The sequence below is a fragment of the Butyricimonas faecihominis genome, assembly GCF_033096445.1.
Taxonomy (GTDB): domain Bacteria; phylum Bacteroidota; class Bacteroidia; order Bacteroidales; family Marinifilaceae; genus Butyricimonas; species Butyricimonas faecihominis.
Map to the genome: position 1 here is coordinate 2,586,916 of NZ_AP028155.1, position 17,559 is coordinate 2,604,474.

Sequence of the window (17,559 nt, forward strand, 5' to 3'; positions counted from 1 at the left end):
ACAGTATATGGAGCCAATAAAATCATCAGAATTAATCACGAACGATGACGGGAGTGTCTTTCACCTCCACCTTCATCCCGAAGATCTGGCAGAACAAGTGATCCTCGTGGGTGACCCTTCCCGAGTAGAAATGATTGCCTCGTATTTCGAGAAAATAGACGTCAGGAAAAGCGATCGGGAGTTCTGTACCATCACCGGATATTACAAGGGACACCGCCTGTCAGTTATCTCTACCGGAATCGGTGCGGATAACATCGACATCGTGATGAATGAACTGGATGCTTTGGCCAATATCAACTTGCACACCAAAGAAATAAACGCGGAAAAGAAAACATTAAATATAGTACGAATCGGGACTTCCGGTTCCGTGCAGGCAGATGTACCCGTACATTCATTCGTGATCTCGGAAATGAGCCTCGGCATAGACGGGGTATTGCGTTTCTACCGGGATAACGAAATGGTATGTGATGCCGCTTTCGAGGAGGCCTTTATCAAGGAGTGTCACTGGACACCCTTAGCAGCCCGCCCGTACGCGGTAAAAGCATCTGACGAACTGGTGGACAAATTACACACGGAAGGCGTTACCGTGAAAGGCGTCACGTTGACAGCAAACGGATTCTACGGGCCACAGGGACGAGTGCTTCGCTTACCGATCGAGATGCCGACAGTGAATGACGAGATTGCCCGTTTCAGATTCGGGAATTACAAGATCGTCAATTACGAGATGGAAAGTGCCGCCATTGCCGGCCTAGCCGCTCTTATGGGCCACCGGGCCACCACGATTTGCCTGATCATTGCCAACCGGGCAACCGGGGATGCCTCGGCCGATTACAAACCGCACATGAAGAAACTTATTGAATATACATTAAATTCTCTCATACGTTAATCACTTATTAATTATGATTCAAAGGATTCAAACTATTTACTTGCTCGTGGTAGCAATCATCATGACGATTCCATTGTACGTGCCGATCGCCCAATTGCTTATCCCGAATGATGCGAGCTATAACTTTTTTACTTATGGAGTGGTTCTCATTGGAGAAAACAGCGTGCTACAAGCCCACTACTGGGCCTTGTTAATCATGAATATTTTCACGATCGGGGTTCCCTTAGTGAACGTGTTCCTGTTCAAAAAACGTTTCCTCCAGTTGCGCTTATGTATCGTGGAGATCATCCTATTGATCGGTGCCATTATCTTGATGTGGTATCACATCAATCAATTCGCGGACAAAATGAACGCCGAGATTCTTTATAAATTCAGCCTTATATTACCCGTGATCTGTATTATTTTCACATACATGGCCATAAGGGGAATACTTAAAGACATCAAATTGCTCAAATCTTTTGACAGAATTCGATAATTATCAAAATAATCATAAACCAATAACTAAAAATGAGAAAAGCACATTTACTGGTTACACTAGCGTTAGTTTGCTGCACCACGTACACGATGGCCTGCACGAACTTTTTATTCACGAAAGGAGCAACGAAAGACGGGTCGACAATGGTCACTTATTCTGCCGACTCCCACGTTTTATACGGAGAATTGTATCACTGGCCCGCACAAGACTGGCCTGCCGGAAGTATGCTCGATGTCTACGAGTGGGACACCGGTAAATTTATGGGTAAAATCCCGCAAGTAGCCCACACGTACAACGTGGTAGGAAACATGAACGAGCATCAGCTCGCTATTTCCGAAACCACTTTCGGGGGACGTAAAGAACTGGAATCCCAAACGGGAGCTATTATAGATTATGGTAGTGCTATATATATCACGTTACAACGTGCGAAAAATGCCCGTGAGGCCATTGTAATAATGACCGACTTGATTGAAAAATACGGTTGGGCAAGTAGTGGAGAGTCTATCTCCATCATTGACCCGAACGAAGTATGGATTATCGAAATCATCGGTAAGGGAGAAGGAGAAAAAGGAGCTGTTTGGGTTGCACGCATGGTACCGGACGGGTATGTTTCCGCCCACGCGAACCAAGCTCGTATCACAACTTTCCCGCTAGAAGGTAAAACTTCTATCTCTTCTGACAAAATGAATAAGATTTACGATCCGAATATCACCACCGTGTATTCCAAGGACGTGATCTCTTTCGCGAAAGAAAAAGGATTCTATCCTCAAGACGGGAAAAATAAAGATTTCAGTTTCTCTGATACTTACGCTCCAGTTGACTTCAGCGGGGCTCGTGCCTGTGAAATCCGTGTTTGGGCATTCTTTAATGCCGTGAACCCGGACATGGCTCAATACTGGGATTATGCCACGGGAAGAAATATTCAACGGGATAGCAAAGGTTACGCGACCAACCGTATGCCGTTATGGATTAAACCCAGCGAGAAAGTAGACGTGATGCAAGTGATGGATTTCATGCGCGATCACCTGGAAGGAACAGAACTGGATATGAGCAAGGATATGGGAGCCGGTCCGTACGAATGTCCGTACAGATGGCGTCCGATGAGCTTCAAAGTAGACGGGAAGGAATATGTTCACGAAAGAGCAACAGCAACCCAACAAACCGGATTCACATTTGTAGCACAATGTAGAAGTTGGTTACCCGATGAAATCGGAGGAATCCTTTGGTTTGGTGTTGATGATGCAGCCAGTTCCGTGTATTTCCCGATGTATTCAGCAGCCACGGAAGTACCTTTCGCTTTCGCAGTTGGTAACGGCAGCATGATGGAATTCACCAATAAAGCAGCCTTCTGGGTATTCAACCAAGTAACGAACTTCGCGTACACACGCTATAACTTGATTCACCCGGAAATTCGTGCAAAACAAGTTGCGCTGGAACAACAATACGTGAATTTCGTCCAAATGATCGATGCCGGAGCAAAAGAGATGTTAGCTCAAGACAAAGAATCAGCGATTAAATTTATCACGGACTTTTCCTGTCGCACGGGAAATCATCTGGTGGACACGTGGAGAGATTTCTACGGCTACCTGTTCTGTAAATTCATGGATGGTAACGTGAAAACCGCAATCCCAGGAGAGAAAAACCCGAAAGTGGAGCAGCCTGCTTTACCGGAATGGTATCTCCGAATGATTATCGAACAGACGGGTAAAAAACTTGAGGTGGTAGAATAAACACTACAAAATAAATATTCCGATGCTTGCATCGGAATATTTATTTTTCTACCTTTGCCACTCGATTTTGAAACGTACGTAGTCTCTTACATAAAAGACAAAAGTCGTAATACTGCGTTCGATAAATAAACTTTTTAAAATAAAGACAATGGACTTAATTAAAATTGCGGAACAGGCTTTTGCTCAAGAAAACGCTATCGAAATTCCTTCATTCAACACGGGTGATACCATTAGCGTACACTACAAAATTAAAGAAGGAAACAAAGAACGTATTCAGATTTTCAAAGGTGTTGTTATCCAAATTAAGGGAACAGGAACTACCAAGACTTTTACAGTTAGAAAAATGTCTGGTAACGTGGGCGTAGAACGTATCATTCCTTTCAATTCTCCTTACATTCATGCAATCGAGGTGAACAAGAGAGGTGTTGTTCGTAGATCCAGAATTTTCTACTTCCGTGAGCTTACCGGAAAGAAAGCAAAAATTAAAGAGAAGAAATTTTAATTTAAGCTTTAGCCATATAAAAAAGCCTCGTTTGAAACGAGGCTTTTTTATTTAAACATTTTCTCAAAATTTCTTCGTTGAAACGTAACAATTTAATTCCAAAATCCATACTATTCATTTAAGAAAATCCTAACTTTGCAAGAAGGTAAATAAAATGAGTACTTATGGAAAATAATGACATCATAAAAATAGCCCGAGCCAAAGCCGAAAAATGGTTGGACAAGGCATACGATGAAAAAACACGCGAAGAAGTAAAACGCATGTTGGAAAACACGGACACGACAGAATTGATTGAATCGTTTTACAACGATCTGGAATTCGGAACCGGCGGTTTACGGGGAATCATGGGAGTGGGAACCAACCGCATGAACATTTACACGGTAGGCGCTGCCACGCAAGGTTTTTCAAACTACATCAACAAGATGTTCCCGAATGAAAAAAAAGCCGTATGTATCGGTCATGACTGCCGTCATAACTCCCGGCTCTTTTCAGAAACAGCCGCCAATATTTTCTCGGCCAACGGAATACACGTTTACCTGTTCGAAGACTTGCGCCCCACGCCCGAAATGTCATTTGCTATCCGGGACTTAGGCTGTAAAGGTGGTGTTATTCTTACCGCCTCTCACAACCCGAAAGAATATAACGGTTATAAAGCATACTGGGATGACGGATCGCAACTCGTTCCCCCGCATGATAAAAACGTGATCGATGAAGTAAAAAAAGTACAAGTCTCGGATATTAAATTCGAAGGAGTACCGGAAATGATCACCATTTTAGGAAAAGATTTTGACAAAAAATACTTGGATAAAGTGAAAACATTAAGTCTTTCACCGGAAGCCATACAAAAAGAACACGATTTAAAAATCGTCTTTACCCCACTACATGGAACTACCTACGAACTTGTTCCTGCCTCTTTACATAACTGGGGATTCACGAACATTCATACCGTACCGGAGCAAAGTATTCCCGACGGGGATTTCCCGACCGTGGCATCTGCAAACCCGGAGGAACCGGCAGCTTTCAAAATGGCTCTAGACTTGGCTCGCAAAATTGATGCAGATTTGGCTATGGCTTGTGACCCGGATGGGGACCGTATTGGTATCGCCGTAAAAAATGACGCGGGAGAATGGACGCTATTGAACGGAAACCAGACCAATATTATTTTCACGGAATACATCATCCGCAGAAAAAAAGAACTGAACCAACTTAAAGGTGGTGAATACACGGTAAAAACCATAGTCACTACCGAGTTGATTAAAGACATTGCAGAAAAGAATCATATCATCTGTTATGACGTGTACACCGGATTCAAATGGATTGCCGACGTGATCCGCAAAGAAGGCGGGGAGAAATTCATCGGTGGCGGGGAAGAATCTTTTGGCTACATGCCGGGAGCATTTACCCGGGACAAAGACGGGGTTTCTGCCACGTCATTAATGGCCGAAATCGCCGCTTGGGTAAAGATGCAAAATAAAACACTGTACTCTTTCCTCAAGGAAATCTATGCCAAATACGGATTCTCGCAAGAGAGAATGATTTATATCGTGCGCAAAGGTTTAAGCGGGGCGCAAGAGATCAAAGCCATGATGGAAGAGTTCCGCCACAACACCCCGAAAGAGATTAATCATAGTCCGGTTGTGTTGAAAAAAGACTACCTCTCTTTGGAAGCAACAAACCTACAAACGGGAGAAAAAACGCACCTCAATTTCGAGACGAAAAGTGACGTTTTGCAATTCTTCTTGGCCGATGGTAGTAAGATTTCCGTTCGTCCTTCCGGTACTGAACCTAAGATTAAATTTTACTTTGAAGCCCGGGCCCAGATGAAAGATATGAATGACTATGAACGGGTGCAGCAGGATGCGAACGCCCGTATTGATGCTATTATCAAGGATTTGAAGCTTCAATAAAAAGCATAAAGGTGTCAAAAGTCATTTTTCAAACTCCCTCCCCCCTTCGGGGTACTCCCTCTATAAACAGAGGGAGAGCTGAAATACTCTCTATTTTCGGGAAAATACTCTCTATTTTCGGGAAAAATCACCAGCACCTCCTCTGTTTATAGAGGAGGTGGCACGAAGTGACGGAGGAGTTTAATAAATGACTTTTGACACCTCTCTTTTATCCCTCCATCTCGATCATCTCATCCTTGAAATTAATCAGGTATAATTTTTTGCGGGCCCGGGTAAATGCCGTGTATAGCCAACGCCAATACTCATCGTCATAAGAATCCTCTCCCAGCCATCCCGGATCAACAAATACCGCATCCCATTGTCCCCCTTGGGCTTTATGACACGTGACTGCATAGGCAAATTTAATTTGCAGGGCATTATAATATTCGTTCTCTTGAATTTTCTTAAACCGTTTTTGCTTGGAAGCAATATCTGTATAATCCTCTTCCACGGCCATATACAACCGCCGATAATCTTCATAACTCAATGCAGGTTGTTCCGTGGTCAAGGTATCCAACATGACCCATGCCGTGATCTCTTCCTCGTAACCGTAAATACTTAGACGAGTATTGACAAAATGGAATCCGTATAAATCCTTATATTTCCCGACCTTCTCCACAGTAGCAATATCCCCGTTCGCAATAAAATCCACCTTATCGTACTCCGCTCCCCAGAAATAATTATTCTTCACGATCATAACTTTATCCCCACTACTGAAAGCATCTTCCCGGTAAAGGATTCTGGCCCGTATCCCCTCGTTAAAACGATTGGCCCGTTTATTCGACCGACAAATCACCATCGTTTCGTCCATCCCAAAAGAGCTATAACATTGATCTAACTCTTCCAGTAGTTCACTCCCACTTACCCGTACAATATCCGGAAAACCCGCTACCCGAAGCAAGAGTTTGGCAAAAGGTCCCGCCCCGATCATTTCCCGTACCCGAGTAGCATTATACAGAATCCCGGATTGTTCCGACTGCCGCATAATATCGGTCAAGTTTGCCTCATATATCTCCATTCCGTAACTCACCTGCAAGAAATCAGCCTCCAAGGCCGGGCTGACATCCACGCCAATCGGGGGTAACTGGGCTGTATCCCCGATTAACACCAAGCGGTTATTCCTCCCGTTGTACACGAACTCAATCAGGTCATCCAGCAAAGACCCCGTCCCAAAATTCGAATCCTGAGAACCCATTGAGATCATGGATGCCTCATCCACGAAAAAAAGCGTGTTGGCATTCCCGTTAAATCCCAAGTTGAATATTCCGACTCCCTCCTGTGCATTTTTCTGCCGGTAAATCTTTTTATGTATCGTAAAAGCAGGCTGATGAGAATAACCGGAAAACACTTTCGCCGCTCTTCCCGTCGGAGCCAATAAAACAACCTGTTGTTCAAATTGCAGTAATGTATTCACGATGGCCGCCACCAAAGAAGTTTTCCCCGTTCCGGCATATCCTTTCAATAAAAACAAACTTTCAGGATGACGATCAAAGAGAAAAGCTAAAAAATTCTTCATTGCCGCCTGTTGCGTGGGCGAAAAATCGAATCCAAACTTCTCTTTTACAATACGTTCAAAATGTTCATTTATCATCACTAAATTTAATAGACAAAAGTGTGCTGTGATCTTTTTTTTTTTATATTTGCCGACACGACAATCCATTAAGGATTTGTTCTCGGTATCGTCAAAAAATACCGTGTAAAGATAGGAAAAAACAGCTTAAATAATAACGAGAACTAACTTGTTTAATACATAATAAATATACTGACGAAAAAGATGAAAAAAATTATTATTCAAATTCTTTTAGCAGCTGCCGCTCTCTATCTGGGATATATGTGCTACGAAAGCGTGCAGAATCCTATTCAATTTCAGAAATTGAAAAAACAGAGATATGATAGGGTTATCCAAAAATTGAAAGATATCAGAACAGCTCAAGATGCTTTCAAGAGTATCCATGGAACATACACTAGTAGTTTCGATTCATTAATCAATTTCGTGAAATACGATTCATTGAAAACCGTACGTTCTATCGGAGAACTTACCGATGATCAACTTGAAGAAGGTATGACGGAACAAGACGCTTTGAAAAAAGGGTTGATTATCCGTGACACGATCAGAGTTGCCGCTTTAGAACAATTATTCGGTAAAAACTATCCGATTGATGATCTTCGGTATGTTCCTTTTACCAAAAAGAAACATGAATTCTTGATGGGGACCAACATGATCTGGACGGATTCCGGTATTGAAGTACCTGTTTTCGAGGCTCGTATTTCAAACATGGTCATTTTTGAAGACTTGTTCGATGAATACGAAGATGCCATTTTGGAGGAAAACGGTGAAAGAATAAGATTAAACAAATACCCGGGATTAAAAGTGGGTAGCGTACAAGAGGCAAACAATAACGTGGGTAACTGGGAGTAATTTCCGGTTCGTAAACGAATAAATACATGCAGAGCATTTATTTTGTTGACTCCAATTTTACTTACGAATCATCTAAGAAATCGATATTATCCATCCGTTATGCAACGGATGGATTTTCATTTTGCGTGCATGATGAAACGGAAAAGCTAGTCGTGTTTGTACACGAACCCTATGCAGCGGATTCCAGAGAGGCCGTCGTGGCCAGGTTAAAAAATTACGTGGTGAATGATGCGATCTTGAACCTCCGTTTCAAGAAAGTATATATCATGCCGTGTTTCAAGGAAAAACTACTGGTTCCGGGAGCCTTTTTCGACAAGGCCAATATTGCCACCCTCTACACGGTCAACCAAGAAGTATCACCGGATGACACGATCCTCTATCACCACATAGAGGGGATAGAAGCCTATCTCGTGGAGACGGTTATTTCATCGTTTCATGATTTTGTACGGGAACATTTTCCCGTGGTTCAAATCGTAAATGGGGCATACCCTTTTATACTAGGTGCCATGAGCAAGGCGCTACGAGACACGGAGCAGATCTTCCTAGACATTCAGGACAACTATTTTGATCTGTTATTTATCCGAGACTCCGGTATTCAGCTATTTAACACGTTTAGCTACAAAGCGATGACTGACATCGTGTACTTTTTATTAAATTGTATCAAAGAGTGCGGAATCAACCAAGAGAAAGCGCATCTTTCGATATGCGGCCCGGCACTCAAAGATAATAAACTGAAAGAGTTACTCTCGCTCTATCTCCCGAATCCCTATTTTGCTAAAGAACCCCTGTTAAACGGTATTCTTCACGATAAAGAATTCAACAGTTCTCATTTTACTCACTTGTTAAATCTTCATCGATGCGGATTATAAGCGGTACACACAAAGGTAAAATCATCACACCCGACAAAAATTTCAAAGCACGTCCGACAACGGATTTTGCCAAAGAGAATTTATTTAATGTCCTCAACAATTATATAGATATTGAGGATGCCTCCGTACTGGATCTTTTTGCAGGAACGGGAAGTATCAGTTACGAATTCGCATCCCGGGGGGCAGGGAAAATAGTTTCTATCGAACTCAACTATAACCATTACGCCTTTATAAAAAAGACGGCCGCCCAATTGGGATTCAAGAATATGACCATTTTCAAAACAGACGTGTTTATCGCCTGCAAAAAACTGAACGGAACGACCTTTGACATCATTTTCGCAGACCCTCCTTACAACCTAGAAAAAATCAACGAGATTCCGGCTGCCATTTTCAATAACGATCTACTGGCCCCGGACGGAATCGCCATTATCGAACATCCCGGCACCGTGGACTTCTCCTCGGAACCCAACTTTTTCGAACATCGCCGGTACGGTAGTGTTAACTTCTCGATCTTCAAAAGACAATAAACAAACCTAATAAATGTAACATTGATGTAACGGAATCGTATTATTTAGGAAACCTTTTCAGTCTACTTTAGCTGCCGAAAACAAGAGGTATTTAATTTTAATATTAACTAAAAGTTTGACAAATGAAAAGGATTTTAATTAGTGTGGTTTTAGCTGCTATTTGTTTAAGTAGTTTCGGTCAGAAACAAGAAGAAAAGAAGAAATTCCAAATCAAGGGACAACCGATTGTTACTGTTTTCGCGAACTATCATGCCGGGATTGGAAACGCAAATAAAGAATCCGGATTCGCACTTGATCGTGCTTACCTTGGGTATCAATTCTCCTTGACAGAAAAATTAAGCGGAAAAGTTGTGTTTGACATGGGTTCCACCAAAGTTTCAGGTTCCGACCTCGAAAGAGTGGCGTATATAAAGAATGCCATGTTAAGCTGGAAGACGGGTAATTTCACGCTGGACTTCGGTTTGATCGGTTTGGAACAATTCAACGTACAGGAAAAATTCTGGGGATATCGTTATATCATGAAATCCTTCCAAGACGAGTATAAATTCGGTTCCAGCGCAGATATGGGAATCTTGGGTAAATACAAATTTACAAAATGGCTCTCTGCCGACATCACGATTAGTAACGGGGAAGGTTACAAAAAATTGAACGGTGACAACAAATACAGGTATGCCGTGGGAGCAACAATTCTTCCCGTTAAGAATTTGACTCTGCGCGCTTATTACGATCTTGCCAGTAAGAACATCGAAGAAGACGAGACTAAAGATCAACAGAATTTAGCCTTCTTCGCTGGTTACAAACACGAGTTATTCTCCATCGGAGCTGAATATAACCAAATGTATAACACCAAGTTCAAGGAAGACAACGATCAATCCGGATTCTCCGTTTATTCTACTATCAAGCTGGAAGATCAATTCAATCTCTTCGGAAGATATGATAACCTAGGTTCCAAAGATGATTGGAGCAGTGCTGACGGACAACGAATCTTAGTAGGTGTTCAATATGCCCCGATCAAACAACTAAAAATCGCCCCGAATTTCTCCACTTGGAACCCAAGAGACGGTAAATCAAGCTCTTTCGTCTATCTGAACATCGAATTCAAGTTGTAACATTAATGTAACAAATGCGCAACATTCGTGTAACAAGATTCATCTAAACTTGCAGTGTAATAAATGAATCAGAAGACGTTGAAATTAATACTATCAGAAATGAAAAATTTATTGATCCTTATTTTAGCTATCGCTATTGCATCTTGCGGGAACTCGAAGAAGAACAAAGAGTCCGAGAGCAAAAAAATGAACATCGCTGCAGCCGGAGCTACTTTCCCCTTACCATTCTACAACTTGGCATTCAAGACCTACCAAGAGAAAACGGGTAACGCCGTGACTTACGGGGGTATTGGTAGTGGCGGTGGTATCAGAAGCCTGAAAGACAAGATTGTTGATTTCGGGGGATCGGATGCCTACCTGTCTGACGCGGAGATGCAAGAGATGCCCTACGCAACGGTACACATCCCGACTTGTATGGGAGCCGTGGTTATGGCTTACAATTTACCGGAAGTGAAAGAATTAAAACTTTCCGGAGAGGTGGTTGCCGACATCTATCTGGGCAAAATCACCAAATGGAATGATGCTAAAATTCAGGAATTAAATCCCGGAGTAACTCTTCCGGACAAAGAATTAACCCCGGTATACCGTTCAGATGGTAGCGGTACCACCTTCGTTTTCAGTGATTACTTGACGAAAGTAAGCAATGATTGGAAAGAAAACGTGGGTACAGGTAAATCATTGAAATGGCCGGCAGGCTTGGCAGCTAAAGGTAATCCCGGTGTAGCCGGAACAATCAGCCAAACCCCCGGAGCGATCGGATACGTGGGATCAGAGTACGCTTTCTCCTTGAATATTCCGATGGCCCAAATGAAAAACGCTTCCGGCAACTTCATCATGCCGAATACAGAAAGTATTTCCGCAGCAGCAAAAGGCGAAATGCCGGCAGATACCCGTACCATGATCACGAACTCTTCCGCACCGGACGCTTACCCCATCAGTTGTTTCACATGGATTATCCTTTACAAGGAACAAGCCTATGCAAACAGAAGCCTAGCACAAGCACAGGCAACCGTGAAATTACTCGATTGGATGTTAAGCCCGGAAGCACAAGCATTGACTACAAAAGTTCATTACTCTCCCCTTCCCCAATCAGCCGTGGCTAACGCCAAAACACTATTAAACTCTATAAGTTTCGAGGGCAAAAAAGTCCTGAATTAATAAAGTTACAAGTTTACAGGTTGCAAGTTGAATCTTGCCAACCTGTAACTTGTAACCTGTAACTTGTAACTAACTATGCGTGATCTTATTTTTAAACGGCTACTCTCTATTTGTTGTATCCTGATTCTACTGATTAGTGCCGGCATGATTTATTCACTGGTCAGCGGCTCGATCCCGGCTCTCAGCCATTACGGATTCTTCCAGTTTATCGGGTCAACAGAATGGGATCCCCATCCGGACAGAGAAACTTATGGAGCCCTTTCCTTTATCGTGGGAACCCTCCTAACCTCTTTTCTGGCACTTATATTCTGTATCCCATTTTCTCTGCCCGTGGCACTTTTCACGGGTGAATTCTTTCGAGGTAAAAAGATTGCCACGTTCATCAGTTCCATTATAGATTTACTCGCGGGAATTCCCTCGATCGTGTACGGATTATGGGGATTTTATACCTTCCGCCCGATTATCATCGAGATGGGAGTCAATTCACAAGGATTCGGAGTATTGACCTCATCCATTATTCTGGCAATCATGATCATCCCCTATGCATCCTCCCTCAGTGGCGAGTTCATATCCATGGTTCCCAACGAACTGAAAGAGGCTGCATATAGTTTGGGAGCCACCCGCTACGAGGTGATCAGAACAGTCACTTTTCCCTCTGCCGGTTCCGGAGTATTTGCCAGCTATATCCTAGCTCTGGGACGGGCTCTTGGAGAAACCATGGCAGTAACCATGCTTATCGGCAACACGAATAACTTGCCCACCTCACTGGCAGACACGGGTAACACGATGGCCAGTATCATCGCAAACCAGTTCGGAGAGGCAGACGGGTTAAAATTAAGCTCCTTGATTGCCATCGGGTTACTATTATTCCTGATCACGGCAATCATCAATCTAGTGGCAAAACTCATCATCAAGAAACTTAATTGATTGCAACAATGAGTAGTTTAAGATATAGAACGATAAAAAACAAGGTCTTTTTCTACACGACCTGTTTTCTGGCCTCTCTGACGGTAATCCCGTTATTCGCCATCATCTGGGAATTAATCAAAAAAGGCTACAAACAGATTAATTGGAACTTTTTCACGGAGAGCGCTCCAAGTACCTTGGACGCCATGCTGGCCAGAGGTACGGGAGACATTATTCCGGGCGGAATTGCAAACGGGATTACCGGTACGTTACTCATGGTTGTCCTAGCCGCAATTATTGCTATCCCTATCGGAATCATGGTCGGCATTCATCTCTCGGAACACCCGAAGACCAAATTTTCGAACATCACTCGTTTCTTGACAGATCTGATTCAAGGTAGCCCTTCCATCGTAATCGGTATTATCGCTTATGCATGGGTCGTGAAACCCCTAGGTAGTTATTCCGCCCTCGCGGGAAGTGTCGCCCTTAGTATCATGATGCTCCCGTTAATCGTGCGTTCCACGGAAGAGACGTTAAAGATGCTCCCGGGAAGTTTGAAAGAGGCCGGACTTGCATTAGGAGCCTCCTACACCAGTGTCATTCTAAAAGTATTGTTACCCGCAGCCTTCGGGGGATTGTTCACGGGTATCTTGCTGGCTATCTCCCGGGTTATGGGCGAAACCGCACCCCTGATGTTAACAGCCTTGGGTAGCACCGCTATCAACTGGGACGTGTTGAAACCCACGAGCGCGGTTCCCTTGTTGATCTGGGAGTTTTACAATGACCCGAACCTGATCGACATGATCTGGAGTTCCTCCCTCTTCCTGTTAATGTTAATTCTGACCCTCAATATTATAGCAAAACAAATTGCAAAAAAATGGAGAGTTCAATAATTGTAAATTTTAAATTTTAAATTGCATTACAAACAGGCTTTCAATCTAAAATTTAAAATCTAAAATCTAAAATTAATCATGGTTATCACAAATCCTATATTACAACTTAAAAAAGTTTCCATTTCGTACACCCCGGGAAAAAACGCGGTAGAAGAAGTTAGCGCGGATATTGCAGAAAAGAAAATCACGGCTATCATGGGCCCCTCCGGATGTGGAAAGAGTACCTTGTTACGGGCGATCAACCGGATGCACGAATTGTACCCGGACATCAAGACCACGGGAGAGATTCTCCTGAACGGAAAAAATATATTAAAGACAAACCCCATGGAAGTACGACGCATGGCGGGAATGGTATTCCAACGCCCGAACCCGTTCCCCACGATGAGCATTTATGACAACGTGATCGCCGGGTATAAATTGAACGGGATTTCTCTTCCCAAGCAGGAAAAAGACCAGTTAGTAGAGGAAAGCCTTAAAAACGTGGGATTATGGGACGAAGTGAAAGACTCCCTATTCAAGAAAGGGACCTTCCTTTCCGGTGGTCAGCAGCAACGGTTATGCATTGCCCGGGCTCTTTCACTAAAACCGAAAGTTTTGCTAATGGATGAGCCGACCTCAGCCTTGGACCCGATTGCCACCAATCGAATCGAAGAGTTGTTGCTGGATCTGAAAAACGAATTCACAATCTTGATTGTCACACATAATATGTCACAGGCAGCTCGTATATCGGATTACTCGATGTTCATGTACCTCGGTCATTTAATCGAATATGACGAAACCCAGAAAATGTTCACAAACCCAAGTGACAAACGCACGGAAGAGTACTTGACGGGACAATTCGGATAAAACAATTTTTGATTTATGAGTTTAGATCGAACTCCCTCTATAAACACATTCCTTATTAACTTTTAGCTTATAACTTTTAGCTTACACCACATGACTACCATAAGAGAAAAATACCTAGAAAAGATTAAAGAAGACTTTGAAGTCTTATCCACCATCGTACTACAACAGATGGAACTCGTTATCACCGCAACCCACGACAACAAAGACGGTGAATTATACACGAAGATCGAACATAATGAAGTTATCATTGACGGTCTGGAAGTAAAAATCAGGGATGAAGTCATCAACTCCATCGTACTTTACTGCCCCAGAGCCAGTGATTGCCGAAAGATCATGTCCTATCATGATATGACGGCCTACTTGGAACGTATCGGTGACCTCTTGCTCAATATTGCCGACTTCCTCCGGGAAGTTGAATTACAGGGTTCTCTTTACGCATCTTTCCACCCGACCATTTTATTACAATTGGAAACGGTAAAAAAAATGACACAAAATGCTATCTTTGCCTTTACGTGTGAAGACGAGAATTTGGCAAAAGAGATTATCCGGACGGATGACCTCGTGGACAACAACCACAAAGAAATCATTCACGGGATACCTCTTCACTTTGTCGGCAAAACGATCAAAGATCAAGATATGCTGGATGCCCTTTCCCTTAGTGGAATGTCATACAACATTGAACGAATCGGGGACAACGCCACAAACATTGCTGAAGCGGCCATTTATCTGATGGAAGGGAAAAACGCGAAACATATTCATAACAACTAAATTTTAGAGCAATGGATAAACAACGGATATTAGTGGTTGACGATGAAGAGGACCTGAGAGAAATTTTAAAATTCAACTTGGAGAGCGAAGGTTACCTAGTTGACACCGCACCCTCCGCGGAAGAGGCTCTAAAGATGCTGACCGAGGAATATGATCTAATCCTGCTGGACGTGATGATGGGAGGAATGTCAGGGTTCAAGATGGCGGAGAAACTTCGGAAAGATCTTCACAACTCAACCCCGATCATCTTTCTGACGGCCAAAGACACGGAAAATGACATGCTCACCGGTTTCAATATCGGGGGCGACGACTATATATCCAAACCTTTCTCGATCAAGGAAGTTTCGGCAAGAGTGAAAGCCGTCTTGAAAAGAGCAGGTTCGTTGAATGCTGCCAATAAAAAACAGGTGATCGATATAGGTGAGATGCACATCGATTTAAGTACAAAATGTGTCTCCATCCACGATCGGCTCATCCCGATTACCAAAAAGGAATTTGAAATATTAAACATGCTGGCACAATCTCCCGGAAAAATATTCTCCCGCGAAGACATTCTCAATAAGGTATGGAGTGACGACAGCTACGTGCTTGAACGCACCGTCGACGTACACATCACCCGACTGAGAAAAAAACTGGGCGAACAGGGAAAACATATCGCAAATCGTTCCGGGTACGGCTATTGCGTGGAACTTTAAACGTTAATACAAAAACTATTTCCAATGAAATTATCCTATAAACAGAAGTTGTTCATTTACTTCTTCATTGTATTCGCCGTCTTCACGGTTGTCATTACCTTTTTCCAACAGAACCGGGAAAAAGCCTATAAAACGGAGACCTTGCGTACCACGCTGGACGATTATTCCGACATCATCGCCCGTTACGTTCAACAACATCATCTGATAAACAACGGGCAAATGGATTCTTTAAAGAATGTACTCGTACTTATGCCCTCCAACTTACGATTAACAATAGTGGATCATGATGGTAAAGTTCTTTATGACAATAGTCTCGACAAGGAACAAGAGATCGAAAACCACTTGCAGCGTCCGGAAATCCAAACGGCATTAATCCAAAAAACAGGAACCGCCATCCGGCTTTCTAAAAGTACCGGGGTCGAGTACTATTATTTTGCCAAAGACTACATGAATTATTTTATCCGGGTGGCTCTCCCTTACGACATCGAGATCCAGAACTTTTTAAAGACGGACAACATATTCCTGTATTTTATCACGCTACTATTCTTTATCACGCTGATCTCGCTGATTTATATCTCCGATCGTTTCGGGAAAGCAATTTCCGGACTGAAAGATTTTATCGTTTCGGCCGACAATCACAACATTAATTACAACAATATTCATTTCCCGAATACGGAACTGGGAGAGATCGGTGAAAAGATCATTCATAACTATCAACTTTTAGAAGAGAGCAACAAGCAGATCAACGTGGAACAGGAGAAACTTCTCCGTCACTTCCACTACTCCGACGAGGGAATTGCCATCTTCTCCGCTAACCGGGAAAAGATATATGCCAACACGCATTTTATCCAGTACTTGAACATTATCCTAGACGAACCGACATTCAAAGTCGAAAAACTTCTGGAACAACCGGATTTCAAAGAACTAAACGAATTCTTGCAAAAGAACACCCCGGTAAACCCAAATACCACCAATATCCCCGTGTACCAGAACAAGATCAGCAAGGCTGGCAAACATTTTGCCGTAAAACTATTGATTTTCACGGATAACAGTTTCGAAATCACCCTAAACAACATCTCTGATAACGAGAAAAACAGGCTCCTAAAACAGGAGATGACGAATAATATCGCCCACGAGCTAAGAACTCCGGTAAGCAGTATTCGCGGTTATATCGAGACCCTTTTGGAACAACCCCATATTACCCCGGACAAGCAACATTTCTTTTTGGAACGTACGCATTCACAAATCGTTCGCCTATCCGACTTAATCCGGGATATTGCCTTGATCACCAAGACGGAAGAGGCATCCGAACTTTTTGACAAGGAACAAGTGAATGTTCACAACACCTTGCAGGAGGTCATTAATGACCTGCATTCCCCGATCGTAGCACACGGGATCAACGTGAAGAACGAGATAAATCCCCAGACGGTTATCGAGGGAAATAAAACGCTGGTTTATGCTATATTCCGGAATCTCATTGAAAATTCCATCAATTATGCCGGAGATCATATTTCGATCGGGGTAAACAACTACATGGAAGACAAGGAATTTTATTATTTCTCCTACTATGACACGGGGCAAGGAATAGAAGAAAATCACTTGAACCGGATTTTCGAACGTTTCTATCGTGTATGCGAAGGACGCAGCAGGCAAAACGGTGGTTCCGGCCTAGGACTCTCCATCGTGAAGAACGCCGTTCTTTTCCATAAAGGAGACATTTCGGCAAAAAATAGAAAAGACGGGGGATTGGAATTCCTGTTCTCCCTGAAAAAAACTCTTTTCTAAATTCATAAATCCCGGCAAAAACAAGGGATCAAGGCTATCATACGA

The 17,559-nt window shown here is 43.0% G+C and carries 17 protein-coding genes; 16 read left to right on the forward strand and 1 reads right to left on the reverse strand.

Annotated features, from left to right (window positions below; genetic code table 11):
• Positions 1-7: 7 nt before the first annotated feature.
• The 5 genes from R8806_RS10715 to R8806_RS10735 all read left to right on the forward strand — a co-directional run bounded on the left by R8806_RS10715 (position 8) and on the right by R8806_RS10735 (position 5,500).
• On the forward strand, positions 8-886 hold the full coding sequence (locus R8806_RS10715) for a nucleoside phosphorylase (RefSeq protein WP_124317606.1): 879 nt from the start codon (positions 8-10) through the stop codon (positions 884-886).
• A gap of 13 nt (positions 887-899) precedes the next feature.
• Positions 900-1,361: a DUF4293 domain-containing protein gene (locus R8806_RS10720; RefSeq protein WP_124317607.1), complete on the forward strand. Its 462-nt coding sequence runs from the start codon at positions 900-902 to the stop codon at positions 1,359-1,361.
• A 32-nt stretch (positions 1,362-1,393) separates the two neighbouring features.
• The gene (locus R8806_RS10725; protein ID WP_124317608.1) at positions 1,394-3,091 is read left to right on the forward strand and encodes a dipeptidase; all 1,698 of its coding nucleotides are present in this window, start codon (positions 1,394-1,396) and stop codon (positions 3,089-3,091) included.
• Positions 3,092-3,239: 148 nt separating this feature from the next.
• Positions 3,240-3,593 (forward strand): 50S ribosomal protein L19, encoded by a 354-nt coding sequence (gene rplS, locus R8806_RS10730; RefSeq protein ID WP_027200792.1) that lies wholly within the window; start codon positions 3,240-3,242, stop codon positions 3,591-3,593.
• A 164-nt stretch (positions 3,594-3,757) separates the two neighbouring features.
• Positions 3,758-5,500, forward strand: coding sequence for a phospho-sugar mutase (locus tag R8806_RS10735; protein WP_124318232.1), 1,743 nt, complete (start codon positions 3,758-3,760; stop codon positions 5,498-5,500).
• Between the two features lie 208 nt (positions 5,501-5,708).
• Here the strand turns inward: R8806_RS10735 and R8806_RS10740 are convergent, their stop codons facing one another.
• Positions 5,709-7,130, reverse strand: coding sequence for an ATP-dependent DNA helicase (locus R8806_RS10740; protein WP_118305275.1), 1,422 nt, complete (start codon positions 7,128-7,130; stop codon positions 5,709-5,711).
• Positions 7,131-7,313: 183 nt separating this feature from the next.
• Here R8806_RS10740 and R8806_RS10745 point away from each other — a divergent pair, with 183 nt between their 5' ends.
• The 11 genes from R8806_RS10745 to R8806_RS10795 all read left to right on the forward strand — a co-directional run bounded on the left by R8806_RS10745 (position 7,314) and on the right by R8806_RS10795 (position 17,514).
• On the forward strand, positions 7,314-7,958 hold the full coding sequence (locus R8806_RS10745; RefSeq protein ID WP_124318299.1) for a hypothetical protein: 645 nt from the start codon (positions 7,314-7,316) through the stop codon (positions 7,956-7,958).
• Positions 7,959-7,984: 26 nt separating this feature from the next.
• Complete coding sequence (locus R8806_RS10750) at positions 7,985-8,827, forward strand: DUF3822 family protein (RefSeq protein ID WP_124318300.1); 843 nt, start codon at positions 7,985-7,987, stop codon at positions 8,825-8,827.
• The gene (locus R8806_RS10755) at positions 8,815-9,354 is read left to right on the forward strand and encodes an RsmD family RNA methyltransferase (protein WP_124318301.1); all 540 of its coding nucleotides are present in this window, start codon (positions 8,815-8,817) and stop codon (positions 9,352-9,354) included. Before R8806_RS10750 ends, R8806_RS10755 begins: the two co-directional genes overlap by 13 nt.
• Positions 9,355-9,476: 122 nt before the next feature.
• Positions 9,477-10,463 (forward strand): porin, encoded by a 987-nt coding sequence (locus tag R8806_RS10760; protein ID WP_124316717.1) that lies wholly within the window; start codon positions 9,477-9,479, stop codon positions 10,461-10,463.
• A 99-nt stretch (positions 10,464-10,562) separates the two neighbouring features.
• Positions 10,563-11,621: a phosphate ABC transporter substrate-binding protein PstS gene (gene pstS / locus R8806_RS10765; protein ID WP_124316718.1), complete on the forward strand. Its 1,059-nt coding sequence runs from the start codon at positions 10,563-10,565 to the stop codon at positions 11,619-11,621.
• Between the two features lie 75 nt (positions 11,622-11,696).
• A complete protein-coding gene (pstC, locus tag R8806_RS10770) occupies positions 11,697-12,548 on the forward strand; it encodes a phosphate ABC transporter permease subunit PstC (RefSeq protein ID WP_087420783.1) in 852 nt (283 codons plus the stop codon).
• An 8-nt stretch (positions 12,549-12,556) separates the two neighbouring features.
• The gene (gene pstA, locus R8806_RS10775) at positions 12,557-13,420 is read left to right on the forward strand and encodes a phosphate ABC transporter permease PstA (protein ID WP_087420782.1); all 864 of its coding nucleotides are present in this window, start codon (positions 12,557-12,559) and stop codon (positions 13,418-13,420) included.
• A 78-nt stretch (positions 13,421-13,498) separates the two neighbouring features.
• Positions 13,499-14,266: a phosphate ABC transporter ATP-binding protein PstB gene (gene pstB / locus R8806_RS10780; RefSeq protein WP_027200782.1), complete on the forward strand. Its 768-nt coding sequence runs from the start codon at positions 13,499-13,501 to the stop codon at positions 14,264-14,266.
• Positions 14,267-14,356: 90 nt separating this feature from the next.
• Positions 14,357-15,034: a phosphate signaling complex PhoU family protein gene (locus tag R8806_RS10785; protein WP_124316719.1), complete on the forward strand. Its 678-nt coding sequence runs from the start codon at positions 14,357-14,359 to the stop codon at positions 15,032-15,034.
• A gap of 11 nt (positions 15,035-15,045) precedes the next feature.
• On the forward strand, positions 15,046-15,729 hold the full coding sequence (locus R8806_RS10790) for a response regulator transcription factor (protein ID WP_124316720.1): 684 nt from the start codon (positions 15,046-15,048) through the stop codon (positions 15,727-15,729).
• A gap of 24 nt (positions 15,730-15,753) precedes the next feature.
• Positions 15,754-17,514 (forward strand): sensor histidine kinase, encoded by a 1,761-nt coding sequence (locus tag R8806_RS10795; protein ID WP_124316721.1) that lies wholly within the window; start codon positions 15,754-15,756, stop codon positions 17,512-17,514.
• The last annotated feature ends 45 nt before the right edge of the window (positions 17,515-17,559 follow it).